This is a genomic window from Rhizobium sp. WYJ-E13, from assembly GCF_018987265.1.
Classification (GTDB): Bacteria; Pseudomonadota; Alphaproteobacteria; order Rhizobiales; family Rhizobiaceae; genus Rhizobium.
In genome coordinates this window covers 524,782-548,020 of the sequence record NZ_CP076854.1, presented here as the reverse complement: position 1 = coordinate 548,020, position 23,239 = coordinate 524,782, and the positions used below count along the sequence as shown (strand labels likewise).

At 58.5% G+C, this 23,239-nt stretch carries 20 protein-coding genes; 3 read left to right on the top strand and 17 right to left on the bottom strand.

Annotated elements, in window-relative coordinates; translation table 11 throughout:
• Nucleotides 1-16 precede the first annotated feature (16 nt).
• Both KQ933_RS24110 and KQ933_RS24105 read left to right on the top strand, forming a co-directional pair.
• Complete coding sequence (locus tag KQ933_RS24110; protein WP_216760340.1) at nucleotides 17-367, top strand: antitoxin Xre/MbcA/ParS toxin-binding domain-containing protein; 351 nt, start codon at nucleotides 17-19, stop codon at nucleotides 365-367.
• Between the two features lie 8 nt (nucleotides 368-375).
• The gene (locus KQ933_RS24105; protein WP_216760339.1) at nucleotides 376-870 is read left to right on the top strand and encodes an RES family NAD+ phosphorylase; all 495 of its coding nucleotides are present in this window, start codon (nucleotides 376-378) and stop codon (nucleotides 868-870) included.
• A gap of 158 nt (nucleotides 871-1,028) precedes the next feature.
• On the opposite strand, the gene KQ933_RS24100 is transcribed toward KQ933_RS24105, so the two are convergent.
• The 6 genes from KQ933_RS24100 to KQ933_RS24075 all read right to left on the bottom strand — a co-directional run bounded on the left by KQ933_RS24100 (nucleotide 1,029) and on the right by KQ933_RS24075 (nucleotide 10,031).
• The gene (locus tag KQ933_RS24100) at nucleotides 1,029-2,393 is read right to left on the bottom strand and encodes an alpha-glucosidase/alpha-galactosidase (RefSeq protein WP_216760338.1); all 1,365 of its coding nucleotides are present in this window, start codon (nucleotides 2,391-2,393) and stop codon (nucleotides 1,029-1,031) included.
• 22 nt (nucleotides 2,394-2,415) lie between these two features.
• Nucleotides 2,416-4,083, bottom strand: a complete 1,668-nt coding sequence (locus KQ933_RS24095; RefSeq protein WP_216760337.1) for an ABC transporter ATP-binding protein — start codon at nucleotides 4,081-4,083, stop codon at nucleotides 2,416-2,418.
• Nucleotides 4,084-4,093: 10 nt separating this feature from the next.
• Nucleotides 4,094-5,224, bottom strand: a complete 1,131-nt coding sequence (locus tag KQ933_RS24090) for an ABC transporter permease (protein WP_216760336.1) — start codon at nucleotides 5,222-5,224, stop codon at nucleotides 4,094-4,096.
• Nucleotide 5,225: 1 nt separating this feature from the next.
• On the bottom strand, nucleotides 5,226-6,233 hold the full coding sequence (locus KQ933_RS24085) for an ABC transporter permease (protein WP_216760335.1): 1,008 nt from the start codon (nucleotides 6,231-6,233) through the stop codon (nucleotides 5,226-5,228).
• Nucleotides 6,234-6,351: 118 nt separating this feature from the next.
• Nucleotides 6,352-8,439, bottom strand: coding sequence for an ABC transporter substrate-binding protein (locus KQ933_RS24080; RefSeq protein ID WP_216760334.1), 2,088 nt, complete (start codon nucleotides 8,437-8,439; stop codon nucleotides 6,352-6,354).
• A gap of 125 nt (nucleotides 8,440-8,564) precedes the next feature.
• A complete protein-coding gene (locus KQ933_RS24075) occupies nucleotides 8,565-10,031 on the bottom strand; it encodes an alpha-glucosidase/alpha-galactosidase (RefSeq protein ID WP_216760333.1) in 1,467 nt (488 codons plus the stop codon).
• A gap of 247 nt (nucleotides 10,032-10,278) precedes the next feature.
• Between KQ933_RS24075 and KQ933_RS24070 the strand changes: the two genes are divergently transcribed.
• Nucleotides 10,279-11,121, top strand: coding sequence for a helix-turn-helix domain-containing protein (locus KQ933_RS24070; RefSeq protein WP_367882553.1), 843 nt, complete (start codon nucleotides 10,279-10,281; stop codon nucleotides 11,119-11,121).
• Nucleotides 11,122-11,224: 103 nt separating this feature from the next.
• Here KQ933_RS24070 and KQ933_RS24065 read toward each other — a convergent pair whose 3' ends face one another.
• The 11 genes from KQ933_RS24065 to hmgA form a co-directional block, all read right to left on the bottom strand.
• Complete coding sequence (locus KQ933_RS24065) at nucleotides 11,225-11,551, bottom strand: hypothetical protein (protein ID WP_216760331.1); 327 nt, start codon at nucleotides 11,549-11,551, stop codon at nucleotides 11,225-11,227.
• Nucleotides 11,552-11,583: 32 nt separating this feature from the next.
• On the bottom strand, nucleotides 11,584-12,162 hold the full coding sequence (locus KQ933_RS24060) for a hypothetical protein (protein WP_216760330.1): 579 nt from the start codon (nucleotides 12,160-12,162) through the stop codon (nucleotides 11,584-11,586).
• A gap of 8 nt (nucleotides 12,163-12,170) precedes the next feature.
• A complete protein-coding gene (locus KQ933_RS24055) occupies nucleotides 12,171-13,502 on the bottom strand; it encodes a hypothetical protein (protein WP_216760329.1) in 1,332 nt (443 codons plus the stop codon).
• 116 nt (nucleotides 13,503-13,618) lie between these two features.
• Complete coding sequence (locus KQ933_RS24050) at nucleotides 13,619-15,493, bottom strand: adenylate/guanylate cyclase domain-containing protein (RefSeq protein WP_216760328.1); 1,875 nt, start codon at nucleotides 15,491-15,493, stop codon at nucleotides 13,619-13,621.
• A gap of 171 nt (nucleotides 15,494-15,664) precedes the next feature.
• Complete coding sequence (locus KQ933_RS24045) at nucleotides 15,665-16,012, bottom strand: hypothetical protein (protein ID WP_216760327.1); 348 nt, start codon at nucleotides 16,010-16,012, stop codon at nucleotides 15,665-15,667.
• Between the two features lie 283 nt (nucleotides 16,013-16,295).
• A complete protein-coding gene (locus KQ933_RS24040) occupies nucleotides 16,296-16,763 on the bottom strand; it encodes an MEKHLA domain-containing protein (protein WP_216760326.1) in 468 nt (155 codons plus the stop codon).
• Between the two features lie 207 nt (nucleotides 16,764-16,970).
• Nucleotides 16,971-19,088 carry a carboxy terminal-processing peptidase gene (locus tag KQ933_RS24035; RefSeq protein WP_216760325.1) on the bottom strand — a complete coding sequence of 706 codons (2,118 nt, stop codon included), beginning with the start codon at nucleotides 19,086-19,088 and terminating at the stop codon, nucleotides 16,971-16,973.
• Nucleotides 19,089-19,302: 214 nt separating this feature from the next.
• A complete protein-coding gene (locus tag KQ933_RS24030) occupies nucleotides 19,303-20,049 on the bottom strand; it encodes a histidine phosphatase family protein (RefSeq protein ID WP_216760324.1) in 747 nt (248 codons plus the stop codon).
• Nucleotides 20,050-20,139: 90 nt separating this feature from the next.
• A complete protein-coding gene (gene maiA, locus KQ933_RS24025; protein ID WP_216760323.1) occupies nucleotides 20,140-20,787 on the bottom strand; it encodes a maleylacetoacetate isomerase in 648 nt (215 codons plus the stop codon).
• Complete coding sequence (locus KQ933_RS24020) at nucleotides 20,784-21,809, bottom strand: fumarylacetoacetate hydrolase family protein (RefSeq protein WP_216760322.1); 1,026 nt, start codon at nucleotides 21,807-21,809, stop codon at nucleotides 20,784-20,786. The genes maiA and KQ933_RS24020 overlap by 4 nt, the downstream gene beginning before the upstream one ends.
• Before the next feature lie 49 nt (nucleotides 21,810-21,858).
• Entirely contained in the window at nucleotides 21,859-23,220 is a 1,362-nt protein-coding gene (hmgA, locus tag KQ933_RS24015) for a homogentisate 1,2-dioxygenase (protein WP_216760321.1), read from the bottom strand.
• Nucleotides 23,221-23,239 lie beyond the last annotated feature (19 nt).

Here is a 23,239-nt window from a genome sequence, read left to right as displayed (position 1 = left end):
GGCATGGAGATAGATCATGGGCCTCGCACAATATGCAGATGACGGTCTGTTTGCCCCGCGCAAGATCGCCGATGCCTTTCGCACGACCAGCGAGGAGATCGCCCGCACGGCCGGTCTCGGCAAGGATGCGATCCAGCGCAAGGATCGCCTCCGCTCCGACAAGACGCAACGGCGCCTGCGCGAAATGATCGAGGTCGTCAACAAGGTCGAGCAGCGCTTCGGTTCGGCGCTGATGGCCTATGCCTGGTATCGTTCCGAGCCCCTCTCCGGCTTTTCGGGCCAGACGGCCATGCAGCTGGTCCGCGACGGACGGGCCGACGAGGTTATGGATTATATCGATGCGGTCGACGCCGGCATTCACGCCTAGTCGCGACGATGCGCTATGAAGGAAAGCTCTATCGAGCGCTGAACCCAGTCTATGCGCGCGAGCCGCTTTCCGGCCGCGGCGCCGAGCTTTATGGCGGTCGGTTCAATCCCAAGGGAATGCCGGCTCTCTACACGTCCCTGTCTGTGCTGACTGCACTCCGGGAAGCCAATCAGGTCGGCAGCCTGCAGCCGACGACGCTCGTCTGTTACGAAGCTGAAATCGAGCGCGTCTTCGACACGAGAGATGAGGCTGCCCTTGAGGCGGAAGGCATGGATGCGGCAGCGATTGCCGCGGCAAGCTGGCGCGACGAGATGAAGGCAAGCGGAGAAGCCAGGACACAGGCTTTCGCCCGTAGGCTCGTGTCCGACGGTTATCACGGCCTCCTGGTCAGAAGCTTTGCTCCCGCAGCCAGAGGCGACGATCTCAATCTCGTGCTTTGGCGGTGGAGCGATATGGCCCCTTGCCGCTTGACCCTGATCGACGACGAAGACCGATTGTCGTAATCATCAAGCGCGATCAGCGCCGGCATGACGGCCGGCGCTGATCGTATTAGAGCAATTCCAGCAAAAGTGCGCAGCGGTTTTGCGTCCGGAATTGCGTGAAAACAAAGAGATAGAGCATTTCCGTGATTCGAAGATAAACGGAAATGCTCTAGTGCGCCTCAGGCCGCGCGGACCTTGCTCGGCCGCGCCCATTCCGGCAGCCAGTCGCCATGAGCTGCAAGCAGCTCATCCACCAGCGACCAGATCTGGTCGAGGTCGAGCTCAGCAGCCGTATGCGGGTCCATCATGGCGGCATGATAGATATGCTCGGGATTTTCCGTCATCAGCGCCTGAACCGTCAGTTCCTGGACATTGATGTTGGTGCGGATCAGCGCGGTCAGCTGCGGCGGCAAGTCGCCGATATAGGTCGGCTGGATGCCGGAAGCATCGACGAGGCAGGGCACTTCGGCAGCGCAATTGGCCGGCAGCGAAGTGATGCAGCCATTGTTGCGGACATTGCCGTAGATGACGGAGGGTTCGCCGGTCCAGACCGAATTGATGATCGAGGAAGCATATTCCTTCGATTCATTAACCTCGATCTTGTCGGCCGAGCGATAGGCTTCCGCCTGCCCCTTCCAGCGGGCGATCTGCTCGATGCAGCGCTTTGGATATTCGTCGAGCGGAATGCCGAATTTCTCGATCAGGTCCTCGCGGCCTTCCTTGATGAAGTAGGGCGTGTATTCGGCAAAATGCTCCGAGCTCTCGGTGACGAAATAGCCGAGCCGCGTCAGCATCTCGTAGCGCACCTTGTTGGGGCAGCGCGGGTTCCAGCCCGGCTTCGGGGCGCGGCCCTCGCGATAGGCGCGTACGAGATCGGGATAGAGGTTCTTGTAGGAACCATCCGGCTGACGATGCTCGAACTTCAGGTAGAAGGCCATGTGGTTGATGCCGGCCGAGCGATAGCGGATCTCGTCATAGGGAACATCGAGATCGTGAGCGAGTTCCATCGCCGTGCCCTGCACGGAGTGGCAGAGGCCGACCTGTTTGATATCAGGGAACTTCTCTGAAATCGCCCAGGTATTGATCGCCATCGGGTTCACATATTGCAGCATGATGGCATTGGGGCAGACGGCGCGCATATCCTCGCAGATCTTCCAGAGATGCGGCACGGTTCTGAGGCCACGCATGATGCCGCCGACGCCGAGTGTATCGGCAATCGTCTGGCGCAGGCCGTATTTCTTCGGCACTTCGAAGTCGGTGACCGTGCAGGGTTCGTAACCGCCGATCTGGAAGGCGACGACGACGAAATCAGCGCCCGACAGCGCCTTGCGCTGATCGCCATAGGTTTCCGCCTTCGCCTTCACGCCGAGCGTCGAAATCAGCTTGTTGACGACGATGGCGCTTTCCTCGAGCCGCTGCGGATTGATGTCCATCAGCGCGATCGTGGCGCCCGACAGCGCCGGACGCTGCAGGATGTCGCCGACGATATTCTTCATAAAAACGGTGGAGCCAGCTCCGATGAAAGCTATTCTAGGATTTGCCATATGAACCTCCGGCATTCTGAAATTACGCTACCTCGAAAGCGGCTTTGACGAGCCGTTCGGTGTAGGGTGTCTTGGGATTGGAAAGGACTTCGTTGACGGGTCCCTCTTCCATGATCTTGCCGTGCTGCATGACGATGACACGGTGGCAGAGGGCGCGCACGACCTTCAGGTCGTGCGAAATGAACAGGTAGCTCAGGCCTCGCTCATCCTGCAGCTTGCGCAGGAGTTCGATGATCTGCGCCTGGACGGACAGATCGAGCGCCGAGGTCGGCTCGTCGAGCAGAATGAATTCCGGCTCCAGCGCGATCGCCCGCGCAATGGCGATGCGCTGACGCTGGCCACCCGAAAACTCATGCGGGAAGCGCGACAGGATATTGCCCGGCATGCCGGCGGCAATCAGCGCTTCGCGGACCCTGTCCAGACGTTCGCCCTTCGTGGCGCCGAGCTTGTTGACGACCAGCCCCTCCTCGATGATCTGGCCGATCGTCATGCGCGGGTTGAGGGAGGAGAACGGATCCTGGAAGACGATCTGCATGCGTGAGCGCAAGGGGCGCATTTCTGCCCGGGACTTGCCGTGGATCGGCTGCCGGTCGAAATAGATCTCGCCATTGTCAGTATCGTTGAGCCTGAGAATAGCCTGGCCGAAGGTTGTCTTGCCCGAACCGGATTCGCCGACGAGGCCCAGCGTCTCATGCCGACGCAGCGTCAGATTGAGGCTGTCGACGGCGACCAGTTCGCGCAGTTCCGGCCGGAAGAAACCGCCATGACGCAGCATGAAGGAGACACGCACGCCACGGGCGTCAAGAATGATATCCGATCCCTCCGGCAGCGGGTTGGCCTGGCCGCGCGGCTCGGATGCCAGAAGATGCTTGGTATAAGGATGCTGCGGATTGGCGAAGAGCTGCTCGGTTATATTGTGCTCTCGCATCTCGCCATGCTGCATCACATAGACATAGTCGGAGAACTTGCGCACGACCGTCAGGTCATGGGTGATCAGGATCACCGCCATCCGCAATTCCGTCTGCAGGTTGCGGATGAGGTTGAGGATCTGCGCCTGAACGGTCACGTCGAGTGCCGTCGTCGGCTCGTCAGCAATCAGGACATCGGGATCATTGGCAAGCGCCATGGCGATCATCACGCGCTGGCGCTGACCGCCGGAAAGTTGATGCGGATATTGCCGCAGGCGCGCTTCGGGATCGGGGATCTGCACCTGCTTCAAAAGCTCCAGCGCTTTAGCGTCTGCCTGTCTGCGGCTCATTTTGCGGTGGACACGGATCGCTTCGACGATCTGGCTGCCGATCGTATAGATCGGGTTCAGTGAACTCATCGGCTCCTGGAAGATCATCGAGATCCGGTCGCCGCGCAGTTTGCGGCGGGCCTTCTCTGAGAATTTCAGGATATTGGCGCCGTCATATTCGACACTCGAGCGTGGCGAGATCACCGCACGTTTGGAAAGAAGCCCCATGACGGTGCGGGCCGTCACCGATTTGCCGGAGCCGGATTCACCGACTATAGCGATCGTTTCGCCGCGATAAAGCTGGAAGGAAATGTCCTTCACGGCTTCAACGATGCCATGCTCGACCTTGAAGTTCACGCCGATATTGCGTGCATCGATAACAGGGTTCTCCTTGCGGCCGTCATGATCGTGACGGACGGGCGGGGCGAAAGAACTGACGAGAGCAAGGGCCATCTTCATCACCTCAATAGGGATCGACCGCATCGCGCAGACCGTCACCCAGCGCATTGAAGGCAAAGACGGTGATCAGCACGAAGGCGACGGGAGCGAGAATCCAGGGGTAGGTTCCGATGACGGAATAGTTGGCCGTATCCTGCAACATCAGACCCCAGGAGATCAGCGGCGGCTTTACGGCAAAGCCGAGGAAGCCGAGGAAAGATTCCAGCAATACAACGCTTGGAATGTGGATGGTGACCGCAACGATCACATGGCTCATCACATTCGGGAAAATATGCTGGAAGATGATGCGCCGGTCGGTGGCACCGACCGCCATCGCCGCGCGCACATACTCGATGCGCGCCAGCGCCAGCGTCTTGCCGCGCACCTCGCGCGACATCTGCGCCCAGCCGAGCGCCGACATGACGAAGATCACGAAGGCGAGGAAGACGTTGGTGGGTGCCGTGATCGGGATCAGCGATGTCAGCGCGAGATAAAGCGGCAGTTGCGGGAAGGCGAGCACCAGCTCGACGAAGCGCTGCACCCAGACATCGAAGGCGCCGCCATAATAGCCCGACACCATACCGACCGTCGTGCCGACGACAGTGACGATGAAGACCACCGTCAGTGCGATCATCAGCGAGATGCGCGAGCCGATGATGGCGCGAGACAGCACGTCTCGGCCGAACTTGTCGGTGCCGAGGAAATGCACCGGCTGGCCATCGACCGTGCCGAAGAAATGGCGATTGGCCGGGATGAGACCAAGCAGATTATAGTCCGATCCTTTGACGAAGAAGCCGAGCGAACGCGGATTGTCATAATCCAGGCCGACGATCGGCTGGAAGGTAACCGGATCGAGCTCTTCGGAATCTGCCAGCGCATAGACGCGCGGCCAGACGAGACTGCCCTCCTTGTCATGGATGCTGACGAGCTGCGGCGGCGCAAAGCCGACATCGGTCGCCTTCGGGTCCATCGGCGCGAAGAAATCGGCAAAGATCGCCATGATGATCAAGAGGCCGACGAGCATGAGGCCGATCATGCCGGTCCAGGAGCGCCGCAGCCGGCGCCAGACGAGCGCCATATAACTCTCGTTGCCGTGGCCGGTATTCTTGACCACCTCTTCATGCGGCGGCGGTGTGGAAGAGTCGAAGGCAAACATATCAGGCTCCTCCATATTGACGGACCCGCGGATCAAGCATGGCAAGCAGCATGTCGGCGATGATATTGCCGACGATCAGCGTGGCCGACAGCACCAGCATGAAAGTCGCGGTGACATAGACGTCACCGATCGCCATCGAGCCGACGATCGCCGGCCCAACTGTCGGCAGGGCGAAGATGATCGCGGTCTCGATCTCGCCGGTCAGCATGTAGGGAAGCACGACGCCCTGATACATGACGAGCGGATGCAGCGCATTCGGAACGGCGTGGCGCATGACGACCGCGCTGCCCGAAAGCCCCTTGGCGCGCGCCGTCTCGACATATTGGGCATTCAGCGTATCGAGCAGATTGCCGCGCATGACGCGCATGTTGTAGGCGAGCCCGCCGAAGGTGGCGATCGCGACGACCGGCCAGACGTGGCTAACGAGATCCATGAATTTCGCCCAGGACCACGGCGCTCCGCCATATTGCGGTGAGAAGAAGCTGCCGATTTCCGTCACGTTGAACTGGAAGACGAGAAGGTAGACGATGATCAGCGCCATGAGAAAGCGCGGCACGGTCATGCCGAGGAAAGAGATGCCTGAGAGCAGGCTGTCGATCCAGCTGTATTGGCGGGTCGCCGCCCAGATGCCGAAGGTGATGCCGAGGATGGACGCCAAGATGTGGCAGACCAGCGCAAGCGCCAACGTGCGCGGCAGGCGCTCGCCGACCACATCGGCAACCGGCTTGTTGTAGAACATGCTGTAGCCGAAATCGCCTTTGGTCACGATTCCCGTGATCCAGTTGACGTACTGGATGACAATCGGCTGATCGAGGCCATGTTCGATGCGGTAGGCCTGAGCCTGGGCATCGGCTTGCGCGAAGGAAGCGCCACCCTGATTGATCAACTGCGAACGGATGTAATCGGCATAATCTCCGGGGGGTGCCTGGATAATCGCGAAGGTCACCACGCTCAGGATGAAGAGGACGGGGATCGCCGAGGCGATGCGCATGAGCAGGAATCGTAACATCAGACGGTTCGCTTCTCCTTGCCGCCAGTCGCTCGTCTCAGCGCGGCCGGCTTGTTGATTCTGACCGGCCGCGCGCAGCACGCGCGACCGGAAGCTCTTGTCGTTCGGGAGGGAGCTCTTAGTTTATAGGACCCTTGTCCCCGGGCTTACCGGGAAGCTGCTGAGGGAAGAGTTCGTATTTACCCTGCTTGTCGGCAGCCACCCACACACGCTCGCGGATGACGGAATCCTCGGCCCAGTTGAACATCATGATCGGCGTACCCTCGGGAATGTTCGAGAAACGCTTGTTTATGATCAGCGCGCCCGGATATTCGGTCAGGCCGACGGTATCGACATGTTCGGTCGCCGTCTTCTGGTACTGCTTCATGAGTGCCACGCGTTCGTCATTGTCCTGGCTCGTGCGGAACTTGTTGACGATGTCGGCAAGCTCCTTTTCATAAGGCAGGAGATCGAGCTGATTATCCTTGCCGGCGCGGTGGTGCCAGCTGGTACGCGGGCCGACAGCGGCAAGCTGTTCGGTGTTCTGCACCACGGAGGCGAGCTCGGTTGTATTGCGCTGGATCAGCCAGTCGAACTGGCCGGCATAATGCGCATTATCCCGCTTGGGACCATCAAGAGCATTGATGATGATCTTGATGCCGAGCTTCTCCATCTGCCCAACGACACCTTCGGCAAGGCTCTTGTCGGTCGTGTAGTCATTGTTGACGAGAAGCACGATCTCGACGTTCTTGCCATCAGCTGTTCCGGCCGGGAAGTTCACGAAGCCATCGCCGTCGGTATCCTTCAGGCCGACCTTGGCGAGCAGCGCCTTGGCACCCTTTAGATCAAAGGGATAGTAGACGGTCGAGTTGCGATCGTAGAAGCTCGTGCCGGAGGAGAGGCCGCCTGCATAGATCGCCGTGAACGGTCCCTTGACGAGGGAATCGCCGATCGCCTTGCGGTCGACCGCCATGGTTATAGCCTTGCGGAAGTCCTCGTTGCGGTCGAGTTCGCGGATCGCCTGGCTGCGGGCATCAGGATCACCCCAGCCATTGGCCGAGAGGTTCATGCGCAGGTTATAGCCGATGAGGCGCGGGCCGAAGGCGAGACGCGCCGGAGCGGTTTTTTCGGCGGCACGCTTCAGCGAGGCCACGAAGTTTTCCGGCTGTTCGAGGTTCGAGAAGTCGGCAGAACCGGCAACGGCCTGCACGTCACGGTCGGCCCAGGTCGAGAGCTTATAGTGCAGCTCGTTGAGATAAGGCAGTTGATTGCCCTTCTCGTCGACCTTCCAGTAGTAGGGGTTGCGGCGCATGACGATGATATCGTCCGGCCGGTATTCGACCGGTACCCAGGCGCCCATGACCGGCATGTTCATGAATTCCGGCGGGAAGGCGTTCTTGAACTGATCGTAGGTGTTCTTCGAATATTTCGGATGCTGGGGTTTAAGAATATGGGACGGACCCGGGCAGAAGTTCGGGTAAGCCATCGTATAGAGATACTGCTTCGGGAAGGCTTCCTTGAAGGTCCATTCGACCGTGTAGTCATTGATCTTCGTGAGTGTCGTTCCCTCGCCGAAGGCTTCCGGCGATGCGCCGCCACCGAGCGGCGAAACGTTCGGGTCGATGACTTCGTCTTCCCAATAGAACATGAGGTCATCGGCATTGAAGGGCGCGCCGTCGGACCATTTAGCACCCTCGATCAGGTGCATGGTCAGCTTGTGGCCGTCTTGCGACCACTCCCAGCTCTTAGCGAGGTTCGGCAACGGCTCAGTATCCTTGGCTTCCACCTGGAAGAGCGGTGCTGTGCGTGTCAGGCATTCTGAGAGGCCGATGTCTATGCCGCCCCAGCCCTGCGTCTGGCCGGCGCCATAGTTCCAGCCTTCCGGCCGGCCACCGATGACATGGCGCATCACGTCGCCATAGACGCCGGGACCGTCAGGCATGTTCTCGGTCTTGAAAACCATTGGTTCCTTGGGCAGGCGATCCTTGACCGCCGGCAGCTTGCCGGTATCGACGAAATTCTTCGTCACCCAGTCCGGCTCGTGATATTCGGGCAGCGCCTTGAACTCCAGGATGGAGTCGCGCGACACATATTTGATCTTGCCTTCCGCCGGGAAAGCCGGCGGTGCCGGCGGCACCGTCGGCTCGGACGCGTAGGCATTCAGGGCCGCGACTGAAACGCCAAGCGCCAGTCCTGCCAGGATGCCGATCTTATGGAAATTCGTCATCGTCTCTCCCTCTTGTTCCGGAGCGCTCGTACGCGTCTCCGCTTCTCCTCAAACGACAATGAAGAAAGCTTCAGCGCGGGCGACCTTCCTCCCGAAGAGCCGCCGCAGCCTCCCTCACCCTGACTTTAGACGGCCTGTTTCAGCGCCGCCTTTTCAACACGAAGCTCCTCGATGGAGCGGACATGGCGGCGCGCAGCCCCTTCCCACTCCCTCGTCTTCACCTTGGAATTTGCCAGCCGCTCCTTGGCAGCCGAAACGGCATGAGCATATTGCGGCAGCCAGCGGGCCTGGGCAACGACCATCTCGTCGACCATCTGCCAGACCTCTTCCGGCGTCGAGACGGCGCCAACCAGCGGATCGTGAAGGACGGCGAGCTTCAGGAGATCGATATCGCCGGAAATCGCCGCATGCACCGACATGCGCTGGACATTGATCGATGAGATGCAGGTTGCCGCGCAGGCTTCCGGAATGGTGATGCCGGAGACCATATTGATGCCGAAGCGATCGACGAAGCCGGGCGACTCAATGATCGCGTCGGATGGCAGATTGGTGATAACGCCGGTGTTCTTGACGTTGAAGTGACCGCGATAGACGCGACCGGTTTCCAGCGCCTCGAGAATATGGCTTGCATGCTCGTTGGAGCGCTTGGCCGGATCGATCGGCTTTTCGGCCGAAGCGAGGAATTGCGGGAATTCCGTCTCAAACCAGTTGCGGGTCTCCGTCGAGTGACGCAGATAACCGCCGGTTTCGCCATGGATCCAGTCCGACATATCGATCCAGCGGGTGATTTCGTCCGGCCGCTTGCGGTACCAGGGCAGATATTCGGAGAGATGGCCGTTGCTCTCGGTTGAATAGACGCCGAAGCGCTTCAGCACGTCGATGCGCAGCTTTTCCTGCTGCGAATAGACGGGATGCGCCTCGAAAGCGGTGACCAGTTCGTCCTTGCCGATCTTGCGGCCGTTGAGCCGTAGATCGACAAACCAAGTCTGATGGTTGATGCCCGAGCAGATATAGTCGAGTTCGCTCTGAGACTTCGCGCCGAGCACTTCGGCAATCTGTTCGGCGCCATGCTGGACGCCGTGGCAGAGGCCGACCGTATCGACCTTGCCATATTCGATGGCCGCCCAGGTATTCATCGCCATCGGATTGGCGTAGTTCAGGAACTTCGCGCCCGGTGCCGCAACCTCGCGGATGTCCTTGCAGAAATCGAGGATGACGGGAATATTGCGCTGGCCATAGAGAATGCCGCCGGCGCAGATCGTATCGCCAACGCACTGGTCGATGCCGTACTTCAGAGGAATGCGGATATCGTCGGCATAGGCTTCGAGCCCCCCGACGCGAACGCAGCTGATGACATAACGGGCTCCTTCCAGCGCCTTGCGGCGATCCGTTGTCGCCGTCACCTTCGTCGGCAACTTGTTTGCTTCGATGATCTTGTCGAGAATTGCCTTGATCATCTGAAGGTTATGTTCGCTGAGGTCCGTCAGCGCGAATTCAATGTCCTTGAATTCCGGCACGCAGAGAATATCCGTGAACAGCTTCTTGGTGAAGCCGACGCTTCCTGCCCCGATAATAGCGATTTTGAAACTCATATCCTTCACCTCGATCCGATCAAGTGCTAGGGAGAAAGACAGCAAGGGAGGATTGGACGGCACGCTAGCGCATACCGTCTAAAAATACCGGAAAATGGTGTTTATATTCCTCCCGGCCATTCTTTCGACCGCGATCTCTTCCTCTTGTGAGAAGTGATTATGCGCATATTCGACAGGGCGGCCAGAGAAGGATTATGCTTTCGAGGGTAATTTTGTGCTGCAGAAATTGATCGCCAACGGCCAGTCGATGAGAACCGTTTCTTTGCCGCGTGGACGCCAGCGCCTGCACGCCATGCCGACGAGCGCCGGTTACGAGTTGCGCGAAAACGAGACCTATGACTGGGACGGCCGGAAGCGTGGCCAAACGCCTTTCACTGTGCTGCAGCACACGATCAGCGGCACCGGCCACCTGCGATATCAGAACCGCAACTACAAGCTCCAAAGTGGCGATACGATGATGGTGCTCGTGCCGCACAATCATCGCTACTGGCTCGAAAAGGGCGAGCGCTGGGAATATTTCTGGATCTCGATGAACGGCGAAGAGACGCTGCGCATCCACAAGATGGTGCTGGCCTTGGCAGGCCCGGTCTTGAAGCTGCAGCAATCGACCATCGACCATCTGGCCGATTGCAGCCTGCGCCTCGTCAAGGGTGCGAACACCCCCGGCTCCGCCTCGGCGATTGCCTATGAAGCCGCCATGGCACTTTACGACGATATTTTCGGCGCGCCCGCCTTCATGGCCGAGCAGAGCGCGATGCAGCCAGTGATCGACCATATCAACGCCAATCTGGAAAAACCGCTGCCGGTCAGCGAGCTATCGGCAATCGTCGGCCTTAGTCGCGCGCACTTCTCCCGCAGCTTCGCCGAAAGCGAGGGCGTGCCGCCGGCCGAATATGTGCTGCAGCAACGCCTGCAGCGGGCCGCGAAACTTCTCACCAAGGCCGACTTCCTGCCGGTCAAGGAAGTCTCGATCATGTGCGGCTTCGAGGATGCCAACTATTTTGCCAAGGTTTTTCGCCGTGTTTACGGGATCACGCCGACGGAGTTCCGGACGACGGGCATGTATGCGAGCATTGGGCGTAGCCGATGAAAGAGCGGTCAAGATGGAACGTAACCAGATAGCCGCTCGCACAGGAGATCACTGGCGAAGTCGCGGATCGCCAAAGATCCTAGTCAGGGGATCGCTCGGAACATCAGAATACTTTGAATATTCCTTTTGCGCTTTGAAATTCACCGTTCAGTTTTACGGCAACCCAGTAGTCAGGCTCACGATCAGTGCCTAATTCTGCGTGCGCTATTACCGACAAGAACCCATCGGCGTCCGCAGAACCAGGATCAATATCTACTTTTATTTGCTCAACTACACCATTACCATATTCATTTTTTGATATATATACCTCGATTTTTCTCTCACTGAAACCGCGACCTATGAGTTTGAAAGGCTTGTCAACTCCCCAGAAAGCAACCACTGGCTGCTCACTTAATCTTTCAATCTCAACTTTAACGTTATCATCTGACATTTGTGCCTCCGGGATCTATCCCTAATGGTGGATTAATCGTTGTCACCTGATCTGCGGGGTACGAATCCGCCTGATCTCGACATTACGCCGCCAGAGCGGGACAATGCGCCGCCCGACCTGGACATTCCGCCCCGAAGATCAGTTGAAGCTTCGGTCGAGAGCAGAATCTGTTCAAAGGTTCCTGTTTCGACATCGAGTCTCATCGAAAAGTCGCCCTTATCATAAGTCCAAACTCTCATATCTTTGGAGAGAGCTCCAATTTGGGAACCGAGACCTGTTCGAGCACTCGAACCAGGGGACCGAGACAATCTTTCGTACCCGATGTCGTTCGGGGCAGGATCGTCGGGATCTGCACCGGCGCCATGGACAACGAAGATTGCTGGCCGCCCCAGTTCGACGAAAGCACCCTCGAACGAGAATGCATAGATTCGCGCAAGATTCGCGCCCTCTGCAGCAAGCTGACTTCTCAGAAAATTGTTCTTTCCGACTTCGGGAGCGATCTGAGGGCCGTAAACGCTGCCTCTGAGGAGCAGATCGTTAAGTGGGCGCCCGAACAAATATACTGATGATATGCCAAGCAGGGTTTCATTGTCTGCCACGTCTGCCTCCATCTACCTGATTATTGACCAATGCCTGATCTCGACAGCAGAACCTTCTCGCGATAGCTCATCTTCGGAAGATCGAAATGATCGATCGGCAGCAAGATTCGCGCGGAATGGACATGGCTGCGATGCTCGCCGCCTTTGAGATGTGCGCCGGCGTGCAACTCGCCGATCGCCCTTTGCCTGAAATTTCGAGTGATGATCCTGGCCAACCGGCCACCGCTTTCATGTCGATCTATCGCGAGCATCGTTTCAGCAACGTCGCCATAGTCCAGAAAATCGGGAGCAAGAGCCCAAAGCGTTTCCGCTAGATAGGTGCCGGCGATGTCTCGTGCCTCCAGCAATGCCTCGACAAACCCATCCGCGTTGCGGTCAAAGGCGCGGTCGAAAGCATGCTGCACCGATGTTTCGACAGAAGCATCGAACTCGGCAATATCTGCCAGATCCTCAACCGCCCGCGAAATCAGCCCCCGCGCCACAAGGCTCTCGTGGAAGATATCGACGAGGATATCGAATATAGCGCCGGTCAGCGGCTGTGAGAGTTCGTGCTCATCCTTCCAGCCATGCGCGAACTCGTCCATCGTCCGTTTGTTGTTTGCCGAGCGGATCTGGCGATGCGGCGAGAACTCAGAGAAGCGCGAGAGGCGATTGGCTCGGTACAGATTGCCGTGCGTCTCCTCGAGCACGTTGTCGATCACGGATGGAAAATGCATGGCTGCGATCAGCGACACGCAATCCGAGAAAGCCTCCTGAAAACCGAGATATTCCGGATATTCGGCTCCAGGGTCCGGCACGCCCAAGACGCTGAAGATGATCGCGTGCCCCACTTCATGGGCCACGACGTCGAAATCGAGGCTGAAGGGGAGGATGCTCCCATCCTTCTCGAACTGGCTGCCCACTTCGAGGAAGCCGTAGCCATATTGGGCGTTGTCCCATTGCGGCAGGATCGAGATTTCCAGACGGTCATAATGATCGCGGAAATGCCAGGTGATCGGCTGACCGAGATAGCGTTCCCACACATCAAGCGTGAAGCGCACGCAGCCGAAAACATGCGCGGCTTCGAAGCCCGGCATCGAAGGCCGCAGGTAGTCGAAATTGCCCCGCGCGTCAGGCGTGGCCGGCTCGATGATCCTTCCGGTCCAAGGCGGCAGATACATAAAAGGCGTTCCGAGCGGTCCCCGGTTCACACCGTAGGGACCGATCTTCCCGACCGGCTCCACGACAAACATACGATCATCGGCCGGGCCAGCGGCCAGGCTGCCCGACGGCGACGACACTTCCACAATCTCAGGTCTTGCCCGAGCATCTTCAAATGGAGGCTGCACAAAAAGTCTGAACCGGGTGCCCATCCGCTCCCCCTCAATAGACCTTCATGAATGCCAGTTTAAGTTGATCTTCGTCGTGCTCAGAAAATTTAGCAAGTAATAAAATAGGACTAGAAATATCCGCTGCCCCGCGGCGGGTTTTATTCAGATAAGTCGAGCAGGCTCAAATAACGCGGATGGTTGCGGATGGGGTCGAGGTCGGAATCGTTCTTGAACCACAGCCGCATCTCGACACCAACCTGGGGCATCCATACTTCAAGCAGATCTATCGCCCTGTCGATCTCGCCGAGCAGTGAATAGGTGCAGGCGGCATTGTACTGAATGTTGATGTCGGTGGGATCAGTCGCGAGCGCGCGCGCCAACCATTCCAATGCCTTACCCCCTTCACCGAGAAAGGCCAGCGCCGTTGCGCCGAGGCAGGCGGCATTGGCGTTCTCCGGATGAAGGCGAAGCTCCTCCTCCGCCTTCGTCAGAGCGATCCGGGCATGCGTACTGGCCTTATCCATTTGCCCGAGTGAGCGGAAGACGTTCACAAGCATGATCGGCGCGCCGTAATCGGCCGGCTTGATTTCCATAGCGCGCTGAAAATACGTCGCCGCGAGTTCGAACTGGCCGTCGGTGACGCAGAATTCAGCATAGTATCTGTTGGCCTCATGACAATTCGCATCGAGCGACAAAGCCTGTACGAATGCCGAAATTGCCGCGGCGCGATTGCCGGCCACCGCCAGAGCAAACCCCTTGGCCGCATGGGCTTCTGCCAGATTAGGATCGAGCGTCAGCGCTGTTGCGGTATTGGCGAGAATATCCTCCACTGAAATCTCCGCGCCGAACTGAGAGCGCAGACGCGCATCGCAAACTGCAATACCGGCATAGGCGCGGGCATAGCTAGGATCCAGTTCGATGGCTCTGGCGAAACTCTGCCTGGCCATCAGGTGATTGGAGCGCGAGGCTATATGATAGTATTCGCGGCCCCTGAGAAAATGCGTATAAGCTTCGACATTTCCTGTCGGCGCCTGCTCGATTGCCTTCTTCTCCTCCGGGAGCAGCTTGACCTTCAGTTGCTCGACGATCGCTTTCAGGATCTCGTCCTGCATTTCGAAAATATCGGTGAGTTCGCGGTCGTATCGCTCGGCCCAGACATGGCCGTCGCTGGCCGCTTCGATCAGCTCTGCATTGATCCGCACATGGTTGCCTGCCTTGCGGACGCTGCCTTCCACGATATAGGCAACGCCAAGTTCGGCGGCGATTCGCTGCAGGTTTTCGCTACGGTTTTTCCACGCAAACACGGTATGGCGGCTCAGCACGAAGAGACCTGAAACGTTCGACAGGTCGGTGATGAGATCCTCGGTGATGCCGTCGCTGAAAAACTCCTGTTCCGGATCGTTGCTGATATTGGCGAATGGCAGGATTGCAAGCGACGGCCTGTTGGCGGGCGCCCGCGTATGGCTGACCGCGGCAAGCGGAGACGCCTCGACGGAAGCGACATTGCCCCAATCGGCAAAATAGACGTGGACCGGACGGGCAATGTTCTTGACTGTCACCGCGCCCTGGTCCGCGAATTCGATGTCGAGCTTGTTTGCGACTTCGTGGCGCACGGCCGCTGAACAGGCGATACCGCCAGGAGCTGCAAGGGCTTGCAGCCGGACCGCCACATTGATGCCGTCCCCGTGAAAGTCATCCGCATCAAAGACGATATCACCCAGATTCAAGCCTATTCGGAACAAAAAATGCTTGTCCGGCGGAAGCCCGGTATTGCGCTCCAGCATGCCACGCTGGATTTCCACCGCGCAGCGAGCAGCGCTCAGCACGCTGCTGAACTCGACCAGGAAACCATCGCCCATTACCTTGATGATATGCCCGCCATGAGATGCGACAGCAGGATCGAAAAGCTCCCGGCGATGCTGACGAAGGGCGTTGAGCGTGTCTTCTTCGTTCGCCTCAAGGAGACGGCTGTAACCCACCACATCGGCAGCCAGAATAGCCGCCAATCGACGTTCAACAAGCTCTGCGCACATGCCCGTCTCCCCAACGCGCTGGTGGCAATACTTCGCAATTGTAGCAGCTAGCCAGCGATGTTGCCGGACGATTGTATTACTGACAACTAAAATCTCTCTCTGCCGCCCGAACGGCAATTGGTACCTTCCACATTTGATCGTTTGGCTAAAATTTCACCGCGTGGGCACGTCTCACCCCAGCATCTGCATCGACCCCAACCCCAGAATATCATTCAGCAACGCAATCCCCATCCCTATCGCCACGATGACAAGGCCGATCAGAAACAGTCGCCGCGCGCGGTCGTATTTTTCGGCGATCAAGGAATCCCGCGCCAAGAGGTCAGCGAACACTTTCACCTGAAGCGCGATGCCCACGGTGAGCAGCACCATCGGTGCGATGTCGATGGCGCTCCAGTCCTTGGGATTCGACACCCAGCGACCGATGAAGCTCAGCGAAAAGCCGAGAATGATCCCCGCAGCCGTTAGAGAGCCGTTTCGGAACGTCGCGTCGATCTTCTCCTCTGGATCGGGCTCTGGCATCTGGCTTCTCCGGATGGTATTTCGACAAAGAAAGGCAGAAGAGACTGAGATGGGCAAGGCTTCTATGTTCAGAAGCTTATCAGTCACGGCTAGACCGCCTCGCTAACGATGCGTTCACTGACCGCAGCAAGGCACACGAGCCACCAAAATCGGACCCTTCGATTGCCTCCCGATCGACGCCAGACCCGCTGGAGGCAGGATCATACGCAGTTGGAACTGTGAGGCGTTCCGGCAGCGACTCGATCAAGAAAGCCCGGCGTGACTCCCCAGCGCAGTTGATGATCTAGGAGGGAGGGACGTCAACCCACTTTGAGAATGTCGCAGCCTGCCCGAAATCCTGCCCTTCCGCGTTCCGGAGCTGCCAGACTATTCCATCTTCCATCCAGAAGCGGCTCCCCGATTTCATGACCCGCAAGCCACGATAGCCCGCCATGAACCCGTTTTGCGTCACCGCATCGAGTAACGCCTGGCGCGCTCCACGCTCGCTGGGGCCAGCCGACAGCCGGGATTCCAGCTTTACGAACTCGCTCCAGCTATATCCGAACCGCCTCTGTGCTGCACCATTGGCATAGACGAAGACGGGATCCGGCGCGGTATTGTGGGCAAGAACCACAAAAGGGGCATCGCCGTAGAGCCACTCCGGTCCCCGATCCTTGGGTACGAGAGCCCTGCCGACAAGGCGCCGGAAGCTGCCTGTGAGGAGCTCAAAGAATTCGGGATCGTTCGGGTTCAATTCGCCGTTCAACTGCATCTCGTTTCCTTCTCCAATGCGGCCGCTTCACGAACCTGTTCCGATCTAGCCACGGGATATGGCATCGGTGCGGCGATCCGCACCGATGGAAAGGGCATAATTCGCCAGGAGATAGTTCATGCGGATACGGAGCTCTACATTGACAGCGGTTTGGCATCGGCAGCGCCGCAGCGGGGCGGCTCATACTGTTGCACCGATCATGTATGACTATTTTCCGCCTGTATTTGCCGATGGCCTTGTGGCTACCTTCGGCGCACCTGCCTGCAAATCCGCCTCGTCGGCAAGAATGGCAGCTGCCTCGTTCAGCAAGACGTCCTTTGCATTCTTACGGGCATTTTCAATGGCAATGTCAGCACTCAGGCTGCGCTCGTCCGACTGCAGACCATCATCTCCACCAGGATCCTCGCCAACGCTTCCCTGCGCTCGCGACTTGAGCCGATTTTCGCGAGCAGTCGCTTCCTTGCGACGTTCGGCTTCATTGAGCGAGATAATCCCTTTCTCGCGCTGCGCCTTCAGGTCGGCAATGTCTTTCAGCAGGCGCTGAAAGTCCGGATCGTTTTCAACCCGCGCATCATGGCGGCTTTGCAATGTCGGCAGCAGCGTGGTGACAGTGTCGGAAGGCGTGTAGTTCGCCGGCTTGATCTGGGCCCAAGGGAGAGCGTTGTCATAACTGGTCTCTCCGAAGCTCGCCGGATCGGAGATCCCCGGCAAGCTGATATCAGGTGTCACGCCGCGCAGCTGCGTCGTACCGCCGTTGACCCGGAAAAACTGTGCGATGGTCACTTTCAGCTCCCCGAATTCGGGTTTGCTGTTGCGGACCATCCGGTCGAGATTGAGGACGGTTTGAACCGTACCCTTCCCGAAACTGGGCTCGCCGACGATGACGCCTCGACCGTAATCCTGGATTGCCGCGGCAAATATCTCCGAAGCCGACGCCGACCCGCGATTGACCAGGACACCCATCGGGCCTGTCCAGACAGGTGCTGCAAAATCAGCGTTTCTGACCTCGACCTTACCGTCGCTGCCGCGTTGCTGAACGACCGGACCATTGCCGATGAAGAGACCGGTCAAGTCAATCGCCTCGTCCAATGAACCACCGCCATTATTGCGCACGTCAATGAGAACGCCGTCGACCTTTTCTTGCTTCAGTTCGCCGAGAAGCTTGGCTACATCGCGGCTTGCGCTCCTGTAGTCATTGTCTCCTCTGCTCTTGGCTTCAAAATCCTCATAGAAGACCGGCAGAGTAATCACCCCGATTTTACGCGTGGCTTCACCCAAGTTCACGGACAGCACGGCCTTGCTGGCAGCCTGCTTTTCGAGACTGATCTTGTCACGCACAAGGCTGACAACGCGATGCGGGCCATCTGCTCCAGCATCCGCCGGCAGGATGTCCAGCCGCACGACGGAACCTTTCTTTCCTCGTATCATCTGCACGACTTCATCAAGGCGCGTGCCCACCACTTCTTTGATCGCCCCATCCTTGCCTTGACCAACACCGGTAATGCGGTCTCCGACGGCCAGCTTGCCGGACAACTGAGCCGGCCCACCAGGCACGAGCTCACGGATCGTCGTGTAGTCGTCGCGGTCTTGCAGAACCGCACCGATGCCAAACAGCGAGAGCTTCATCGAGATATTGAAGTCGGCCGAAGCGGCCGCGCCGAAATAGTCCGTGTGCGGGTCGATCGACGTTGCGTAGGCGTCCATGAACGACTGGAAAACGTCATCGCTTTTAAACTTGTAAACGCCTTCGAGCGTGTTTGCGTAGCGCTTGTCGAGCGTTTCGCGAATAGCCGCATCGGTCTTGCCGCCCAGTTTCAACCGCAACCAGTCGCTTTTGACGCGCTTGCGCCAAAGCTCATTGCTCTCAGCTTCCGACTGTGGCCAGGGCTCCTTATCGCGCAACACGGAATAGTTTTCCTGCACGCTGAAATCGAAGCCCTGCTTAAGCAGGTTGCGCGCATAGCTCATACGGTCGACAACGCGCTGTTCATACGCGTTGAAGATCGCAAATGGGATCTTCAAGTCCTTCCGTTCGATGGCATCGTCGATTTCGCTGCGGTCAGACATGAACCTGTCGATGTCCGCTTGCAGGAAGAGCACACGGTCCGGATCGAGTGATTTGATGAAGCGATCCATGATCCTGGCCGACAAGGCGTCATCGAGTGTAACGGGCTTGTAGCTGAAACGCGTAAGAACTTGTGCACTCAACTGAGCAGCTTGCGCCTGTTGCTTTAGGGGCGCCAAAACAGGCGGTGACGCCACTTCAGCATAGGCGGTCTGTGCGATTGCAAGAAATGCACCAAGAAAAACGTAGTGTATGCGCATCCAGCGTTGATCCAATTCTTCATGCCTGTTGTCGATGTGTGATCTAGGTGGGCAATTATGGTTTTTTGGCAAGCGGGTGGCAAACGGCATGGTTTGCAAAGCCGCGAAAAGTATGCGGCGCGATCCCAGTGTTCCTCTTTCAGGCCGTTCTAGCCTTGAGTCGCCACCATCGCAACATACATCCGCCCAGCTTCTACACTCGCGCAGCGAGGCATTAGTCGCGGGTCTTCGGCGCGATCGTCAGTTCCGAACCATGGGCGCCACGCATTTCTGTCGCGTCGGTCGGGTCGCGGTCACCAGCCTTGTGCAGAAGCATCGAGCGATAGCCTTGCGCATGCGAGCCCTCGATCAGCGTCACATCGGCGTTGCCCGGATTATCGGAGCGCTCGAACCATTCGACGCTCTGATGGAGGAAATTCAGCTCGAAAGCACGGTTGGTGACGCCGTGACCGACGATGATCGCGGTGTCGTTACCGCTGCCGATGTCATGCATGACGGTCTGTAGAAACAGCCGCACCCGCTGGGCAACATCCGCCCGGCTCTCGCCGTCCGGCGGGCGGGCATAGAATTTGCCGCTGTTGTTGCGAAGCCTGGCCCATTTCTCGAATTCTTCCGGAAATTTGCGCCGCTGCTCGGCCCGGTCGTAGATCTCGGTAAACAGGCCGAAATCCTGCTCCCGCAACAGATAGTCCTCATGGACATCGCCGATGGCGTCCGCAGGCGAGGCCTCGATGATTGCGTCCTTGGTCTGGCGCGTCCGCAGATATGGCGAATGCCAGATGGTCGCCTTCGGCGCGGCGCGAGGCAGCGCTGCCAGATAGGAAGCAATGCTGCGCCCCGCGGCCAGCGCCTGCTGGTAGCCCCATTCCGTCAGCGGAACATTGTGATCGCCGAACTGCCGGTAGGCGCTCTCGCTGATGTTGCCGAGAGATTCGCCGTGTCGAACCAGAAAGATGCGCATGTCTGACCGTGTATGCTGAGGGTGAGGGTATCATGACGGGCGCGACAGCGGTGTGCAATGGCAGAGGCAGGATGGATCCACATGGGCAGCTCAGTTCTCGTCACGGTTCGGGCTCACACGGTCGGGATGTGCCGCCTGGAAGGCGGGCAGCTTGGCGCATTTGGCGTCGATATCGACGATGCGCTTGAAATGGGTCATATCAACGCCCCAGCGGCGGGCATTGTAGACTTGTGGAACAAGACAGAGATCCGCCATCGTTGGCGTATCCCCGAGGCTGAACTTTCCATCGAATTTGCCGATCATGGCTTCCAGCTTGCGAAGTCCGTCCGTGATAAAATGTTTCATCCATTCTTCCCGGGCGTCGACCTTGTCAGTCATGGTCATGAGATGCGCCACGACGTGCATGTTGCATATCGGATGGATGTCCATGGCGACGGCATATGCGAGGGCACGCACGTTCTGGCGATCGGCAATATCCAACGGCAGCAATCCGTATTCCGGCCGAACCTCGGCGAGGTACTCTATGATTGCCAGCGATTGCGTCAGCGTTCTTCCATCGATCACCAACGTCGGCACGAGGCCCTGCGAGTTGAGCGCAAGATATTCCGGCATCTTGTGCGCTCCTTGCAGCAAGTTGATCGACACTATCTTATAGTCGATCGCAAGGAGGTTGAGCGCGATACGGACGCGATAACTCGCGGACGATCTCCAGTAGTCATAGAGAACGACCTCGTTCATCGCGGCCCGGTCCCCCTGTATTCTTCGACCGTCTGCTCGATCGCCCCAAAGATCGAATGGCCGGCATGATCCTTCATCTCGATGCGAACCTGATCCCCAAACCGCATGAACGGCGTCTTCGGCGACCCGGTCTCGATGGCCTCGATCATCCGCAGTTCGGCAATGCAAGAGTAGCCGTTTCCTCCGTCTTCCACCGGCCTGCCCGGACCGCCCTTCAGCTTGTTGGAAACCGTTCCCGAGCCGACGATCGTTCCGGCCACGAGATTGCGCGTTTTGGCGGCATGGGCGATCAGTTGGCCAAAATCAAATGTCATGTCGACGCCGGCATTCGCCTTGCCGAATACTCTGCCGTTCAAGCTCACGAGCAAAGGAAGATGCAGCTTGCCGCCATCCCACGCCTTTCCGAGTTCGTCCGGCGTCACCGCGACCGGGGAAAATGATGATGCCGGCTTGGATTGGAAGAAACCGAATCCCTTTGCCAGTTCGTCCGGTATGAGACCGCGCAGCGACACATCGTTGACGAGCATCACCAGCCGGATGGCGTCGCGCGCAGCCTCCGGACTGGAACCCATCGCAACGTCGCCGGTGACGACGGCAACCTCGCCCTCCAGGTCGATCCCGTAAGCCTCGTCAGCTACCAGGATCGGGTCACGCGGCGCGAGGAAGCCGTCCGAACCACCTTGATACATCAGCGGGTCGGACCAGAAGCTCGCCGGCATCTCGGCGCCCCGCGCCCTGCGTACCAGCTCGACATGGTTGACGTAGGCCGAACCGTCGGCCCATTGGTAGGCCCGCGGCAAAGGCGATGTGGCGTCATGTTCGTGAAACCTGATCGCCGGCTGGGCTGCGGTCTCGATGCCTTCGGCAATCAGTTCGAGTCTCGGAGCCAGGTGTTCCCAGTCATCGAGTGCTGCCTGCAAGGTCCGGGCAATGTGACCGACTTCACAACAACGGGTAAGATCACGGGAAACGATGACGAGCCGACCGTCTCTCGTGGAGTCTTTTAACGTCGCGAGCTTCATATTCCATTCCCGTGCCGGAGGATGCTTGGCCGATCATCACTTGATGCCATCATTTGATGCCTGGGGTTCCGTCGAACTTGCGCTCCAGGCCGTCCCAGCACTCCAGGTAATCGTCCTGCAGCGTTTCAAGCTCGGCTGCGTATTTCGTCAATTGCTGCGGGTATCGGGTCTCGAACATGAAGGCCATGGTATGATCCAGCTTCACAGGCTTGAGCTCGGAATTGGATGCCTTTTCGAAGGCGAGCGCATCCGGCCCGTGGGGAAGCATCATATTGTGCAGGCTCATGCCGCCCGGCACGAAGCCCTCCTCCTTGGCGTCGTACTGGCCATGGATCAAGCCCATGAACTCACTCATGATGTTGCGGTGGTACCACGGCGGACGGAAAGTATGCTCGGCCACCAGCCAGCGCGGCGGAAAGATCACGAAATCGACATTCGCCGTGCCTGCATCTTCAGTTGGGGCGGTCAGCACCGAAAAAATCGACGGATCGGGATGATCGAAGCGGATCGCACCGACCGGCGCAAACGTCCGCAAGTCGTATTTGAAGGGGGCGTAATTGCCGTGCCAGGCCACTACATCGAGGGGCGAGTGGCCAATATCGGTGACATAGAACTTTCCGCACCACTTCACATGGACGCGGCAAGGCTTTTCCTTGTCCTCGAAAGCAGCGACAGGCGTCTTGAAGTCCCGCGGATTTGCCAGGCAGTTCGCACCGATGGGTCCGCGATCCGGCAGCGTGAATTTTGCGCCGTAGTTCTCGCAGATATATCCGCGCCAGACCGGCTGTTCGCCGCTGCGCAGCACCTTGAACATCATGCCGCGGGGTATGAGGCATATTTCCAGGGGTTCTACATCGATGATGCCCATTTCGGTGAACACCCTGATGGCGCCGAGCTGCGGCACGATCAGCAGTTCACCGTCGGCGTTGAAGAAATAATCGTCGATCATGTCCTCATTGAAGACGTAAGCATGTGCCGACATGCCCACCTGGGTCGTGACATCACCTGCGGTCGTCATTGTCCGCACGCCCTGAAGAAACGTCAGCTTCTCGATGGGTGCGGGGACGGGATCCCAGCGAAGCTGGCCCAGGGGAAGCGAATGCTCGTCCAGGCAAGGCGCGGTCTTCCAGTGCGGATAGGAGGCGTTCGAGAAGCGACTCGTGTGACGCACGCTCGGGCGAATGCGATAAAGCCAGGACCTTTCGTTCGTCCCGCGCGGCGCAGTGAACGGCGAGCCCGAAAGCTGCTCGGCATAAAGACCGTAGTTGCATTTCTGGGGGCTGTTCTGGCCTTGGGGCAAGGCGCCGGGAAGCGACTCCGTTTCGAAATCGTTGCCGAACCCCGGCATATATTTCAGCTTGTTTGCCGTCGCGGCTTCACTGTCTGACGTCTGGATCGATGCCTGGTCCATGCTCAACTCCTCCCCGAAA

What these genes read in the sequence shown, in the direction of transcription:
- KQ933_RS24110 (WP_216760340.1), top strand. Translation starts at nt 17, where the DNA reads ATGGGCCTCGCACAATATGCAGATGACGGTCTGTTTGCCCCGCGCAAG.
- KQ933_RS24105 (WP_216760339.1), top strand. Translation starts at nt 376, where the DNA reads ATGCGCTATGAAGGAAAGCTCTATCGAGCGCTGAACCCAGTCTATGCG.
- KQ933_RS24100 (WP_216760338.1), bottom strand. Translation starts at nt 2,393, where the DNA reads ATGGCAAATCCTAGAATAGCTTTCATCGGAGCTGGCTCCACCGTTTTT.
- KQ933_RS24095 (WP_216760337.1), bottom strand. Translation starts at nt 4,083, where the DNA reads ATGGCCCTTGCTCTCGTCAGTTCTTTCGCCCCGCCCGTCCGTCACGAT.
- KQ933_RS24090 (WP_216760336.1), bottom strand. Translation starts at nt 5,224, where the DNA reads ATGTTTGCCTTCGACTCTTCCACACCGCCGCCGCATGAAGAGGTGGTC.
- KQ933_RS24085 (WP_216760335.1), bottom strand. Translation starts at nt 6,233, where the DNA reads ATGTTACGATTCCTGCTCATGCGCATCGCCTCGGCGATCCCCGTCCTC.
- KQ933_RS24080 (WP_216760334.1), bottom strand. Translation starts at nt 8,439, where the DNA reads ATGACGAATTTCCATAAGATCGGCATCCTGGCAGGACTGGCGCTTGGC.
- KQ933_RS24075 (WP_216760333.1), bottom strand. Translation starts at nt 10,031, where the DNA reads ATGAGTTTCAAAATCGCTATTATCGGGGCAGGAAGCGTCGGCTTCACC.
- KQ933_RS24070 (WP_367882553.1), top strand. Translation starts at nt 10,279, where the DNA reads ATGAGAACCGTTTCTTTGCCGCGTGGACGCCAGCGCCTGCACGCCATG.
- KQ933_RS24065 (WP_216760331.1), bottom strand. Translation starts at nt 11,551, where the DNA reads ATGTCAGATGATAACGTTAAAGTTGAGATTGAAAGATTAAGTGAGCAG.
- KQ933_RS24060 (WP_216760330.1), bottom strand. Translation starts at nt 12,162, where the DNA reads ATGGAGGCAGACGTGGCAGACAATGAAACCCTGCTTGGCATATCATCA.
- KQ933_RS24055 (WP_216760329.1), bottom strand. Translation starts at nt 13,502, where the DNA reads ATGGGCACCCGGTTCAGACTTTTTGTGCAGCCTCCATTTGAAGATGCT.
- KQ933_RS24050 (WP_216760328.1), bottom strand. Translation starts at nt 15,493, where the DNA reads ATGTGCGCAGAGCTTGTTGAACGTCGATTGGCGGCTATTCTGGCTGCC.
- KQ933_RS24045 (WP_216760327.1), bottom strand. Translation starts at nt 16,012, where the DNA reads ATGCCAGAGCCCGATCCAGAGGAGAAGATCGACGCGACGTTCCGAAAC.
- KQ933_RS24040 (WP_216760326.1), bottom strand. Translation starts at nt 16,763, where the DNA reads ATGCAGTTGAACGGCGAATTGAACCCGAACGATCCCGAATTCTTTGAG.
- KQ933_RS24035 (WP_216760325.1), bottom strand. Translation starts at nt 19,088, where the DNA reads ATGCGCATACACTACGTTTTTCTTGGTGCATTTCTTGCAATCGCACAG.
- KQ933_RS24030 (WP_216760324.1), bottom strand. Translation starts at nt 20,049, where the DNA reads ATGCGCATCTTTCTGGTTCGACACGGCGAATCTCTCGGCAACATCAGC.
- maiA (WP_216760323.1), bottom strand. Translation starts at nt 20,787, where the DNA reads ATGAACGAGGTCGTTCTCTATGACTACTGGAGATCGTCCGCGAGTTAT.
- KQ933_RS24020 (WP_216760322.1), bottom strand. Translation starts at nt 21,809, where the DNA reads ATGAAGCTCGCGACGTTAAAAGACTCCACGAGAGACGGTCGGCTCGTC.
- hmgA (WP_216760321.1), bottom strand. Translation starts at nt 23,220, where the DNA reads ATGGACCAGGCATCGATCCAGACGTCAGACAGTGAAGCCGCGACGGCA.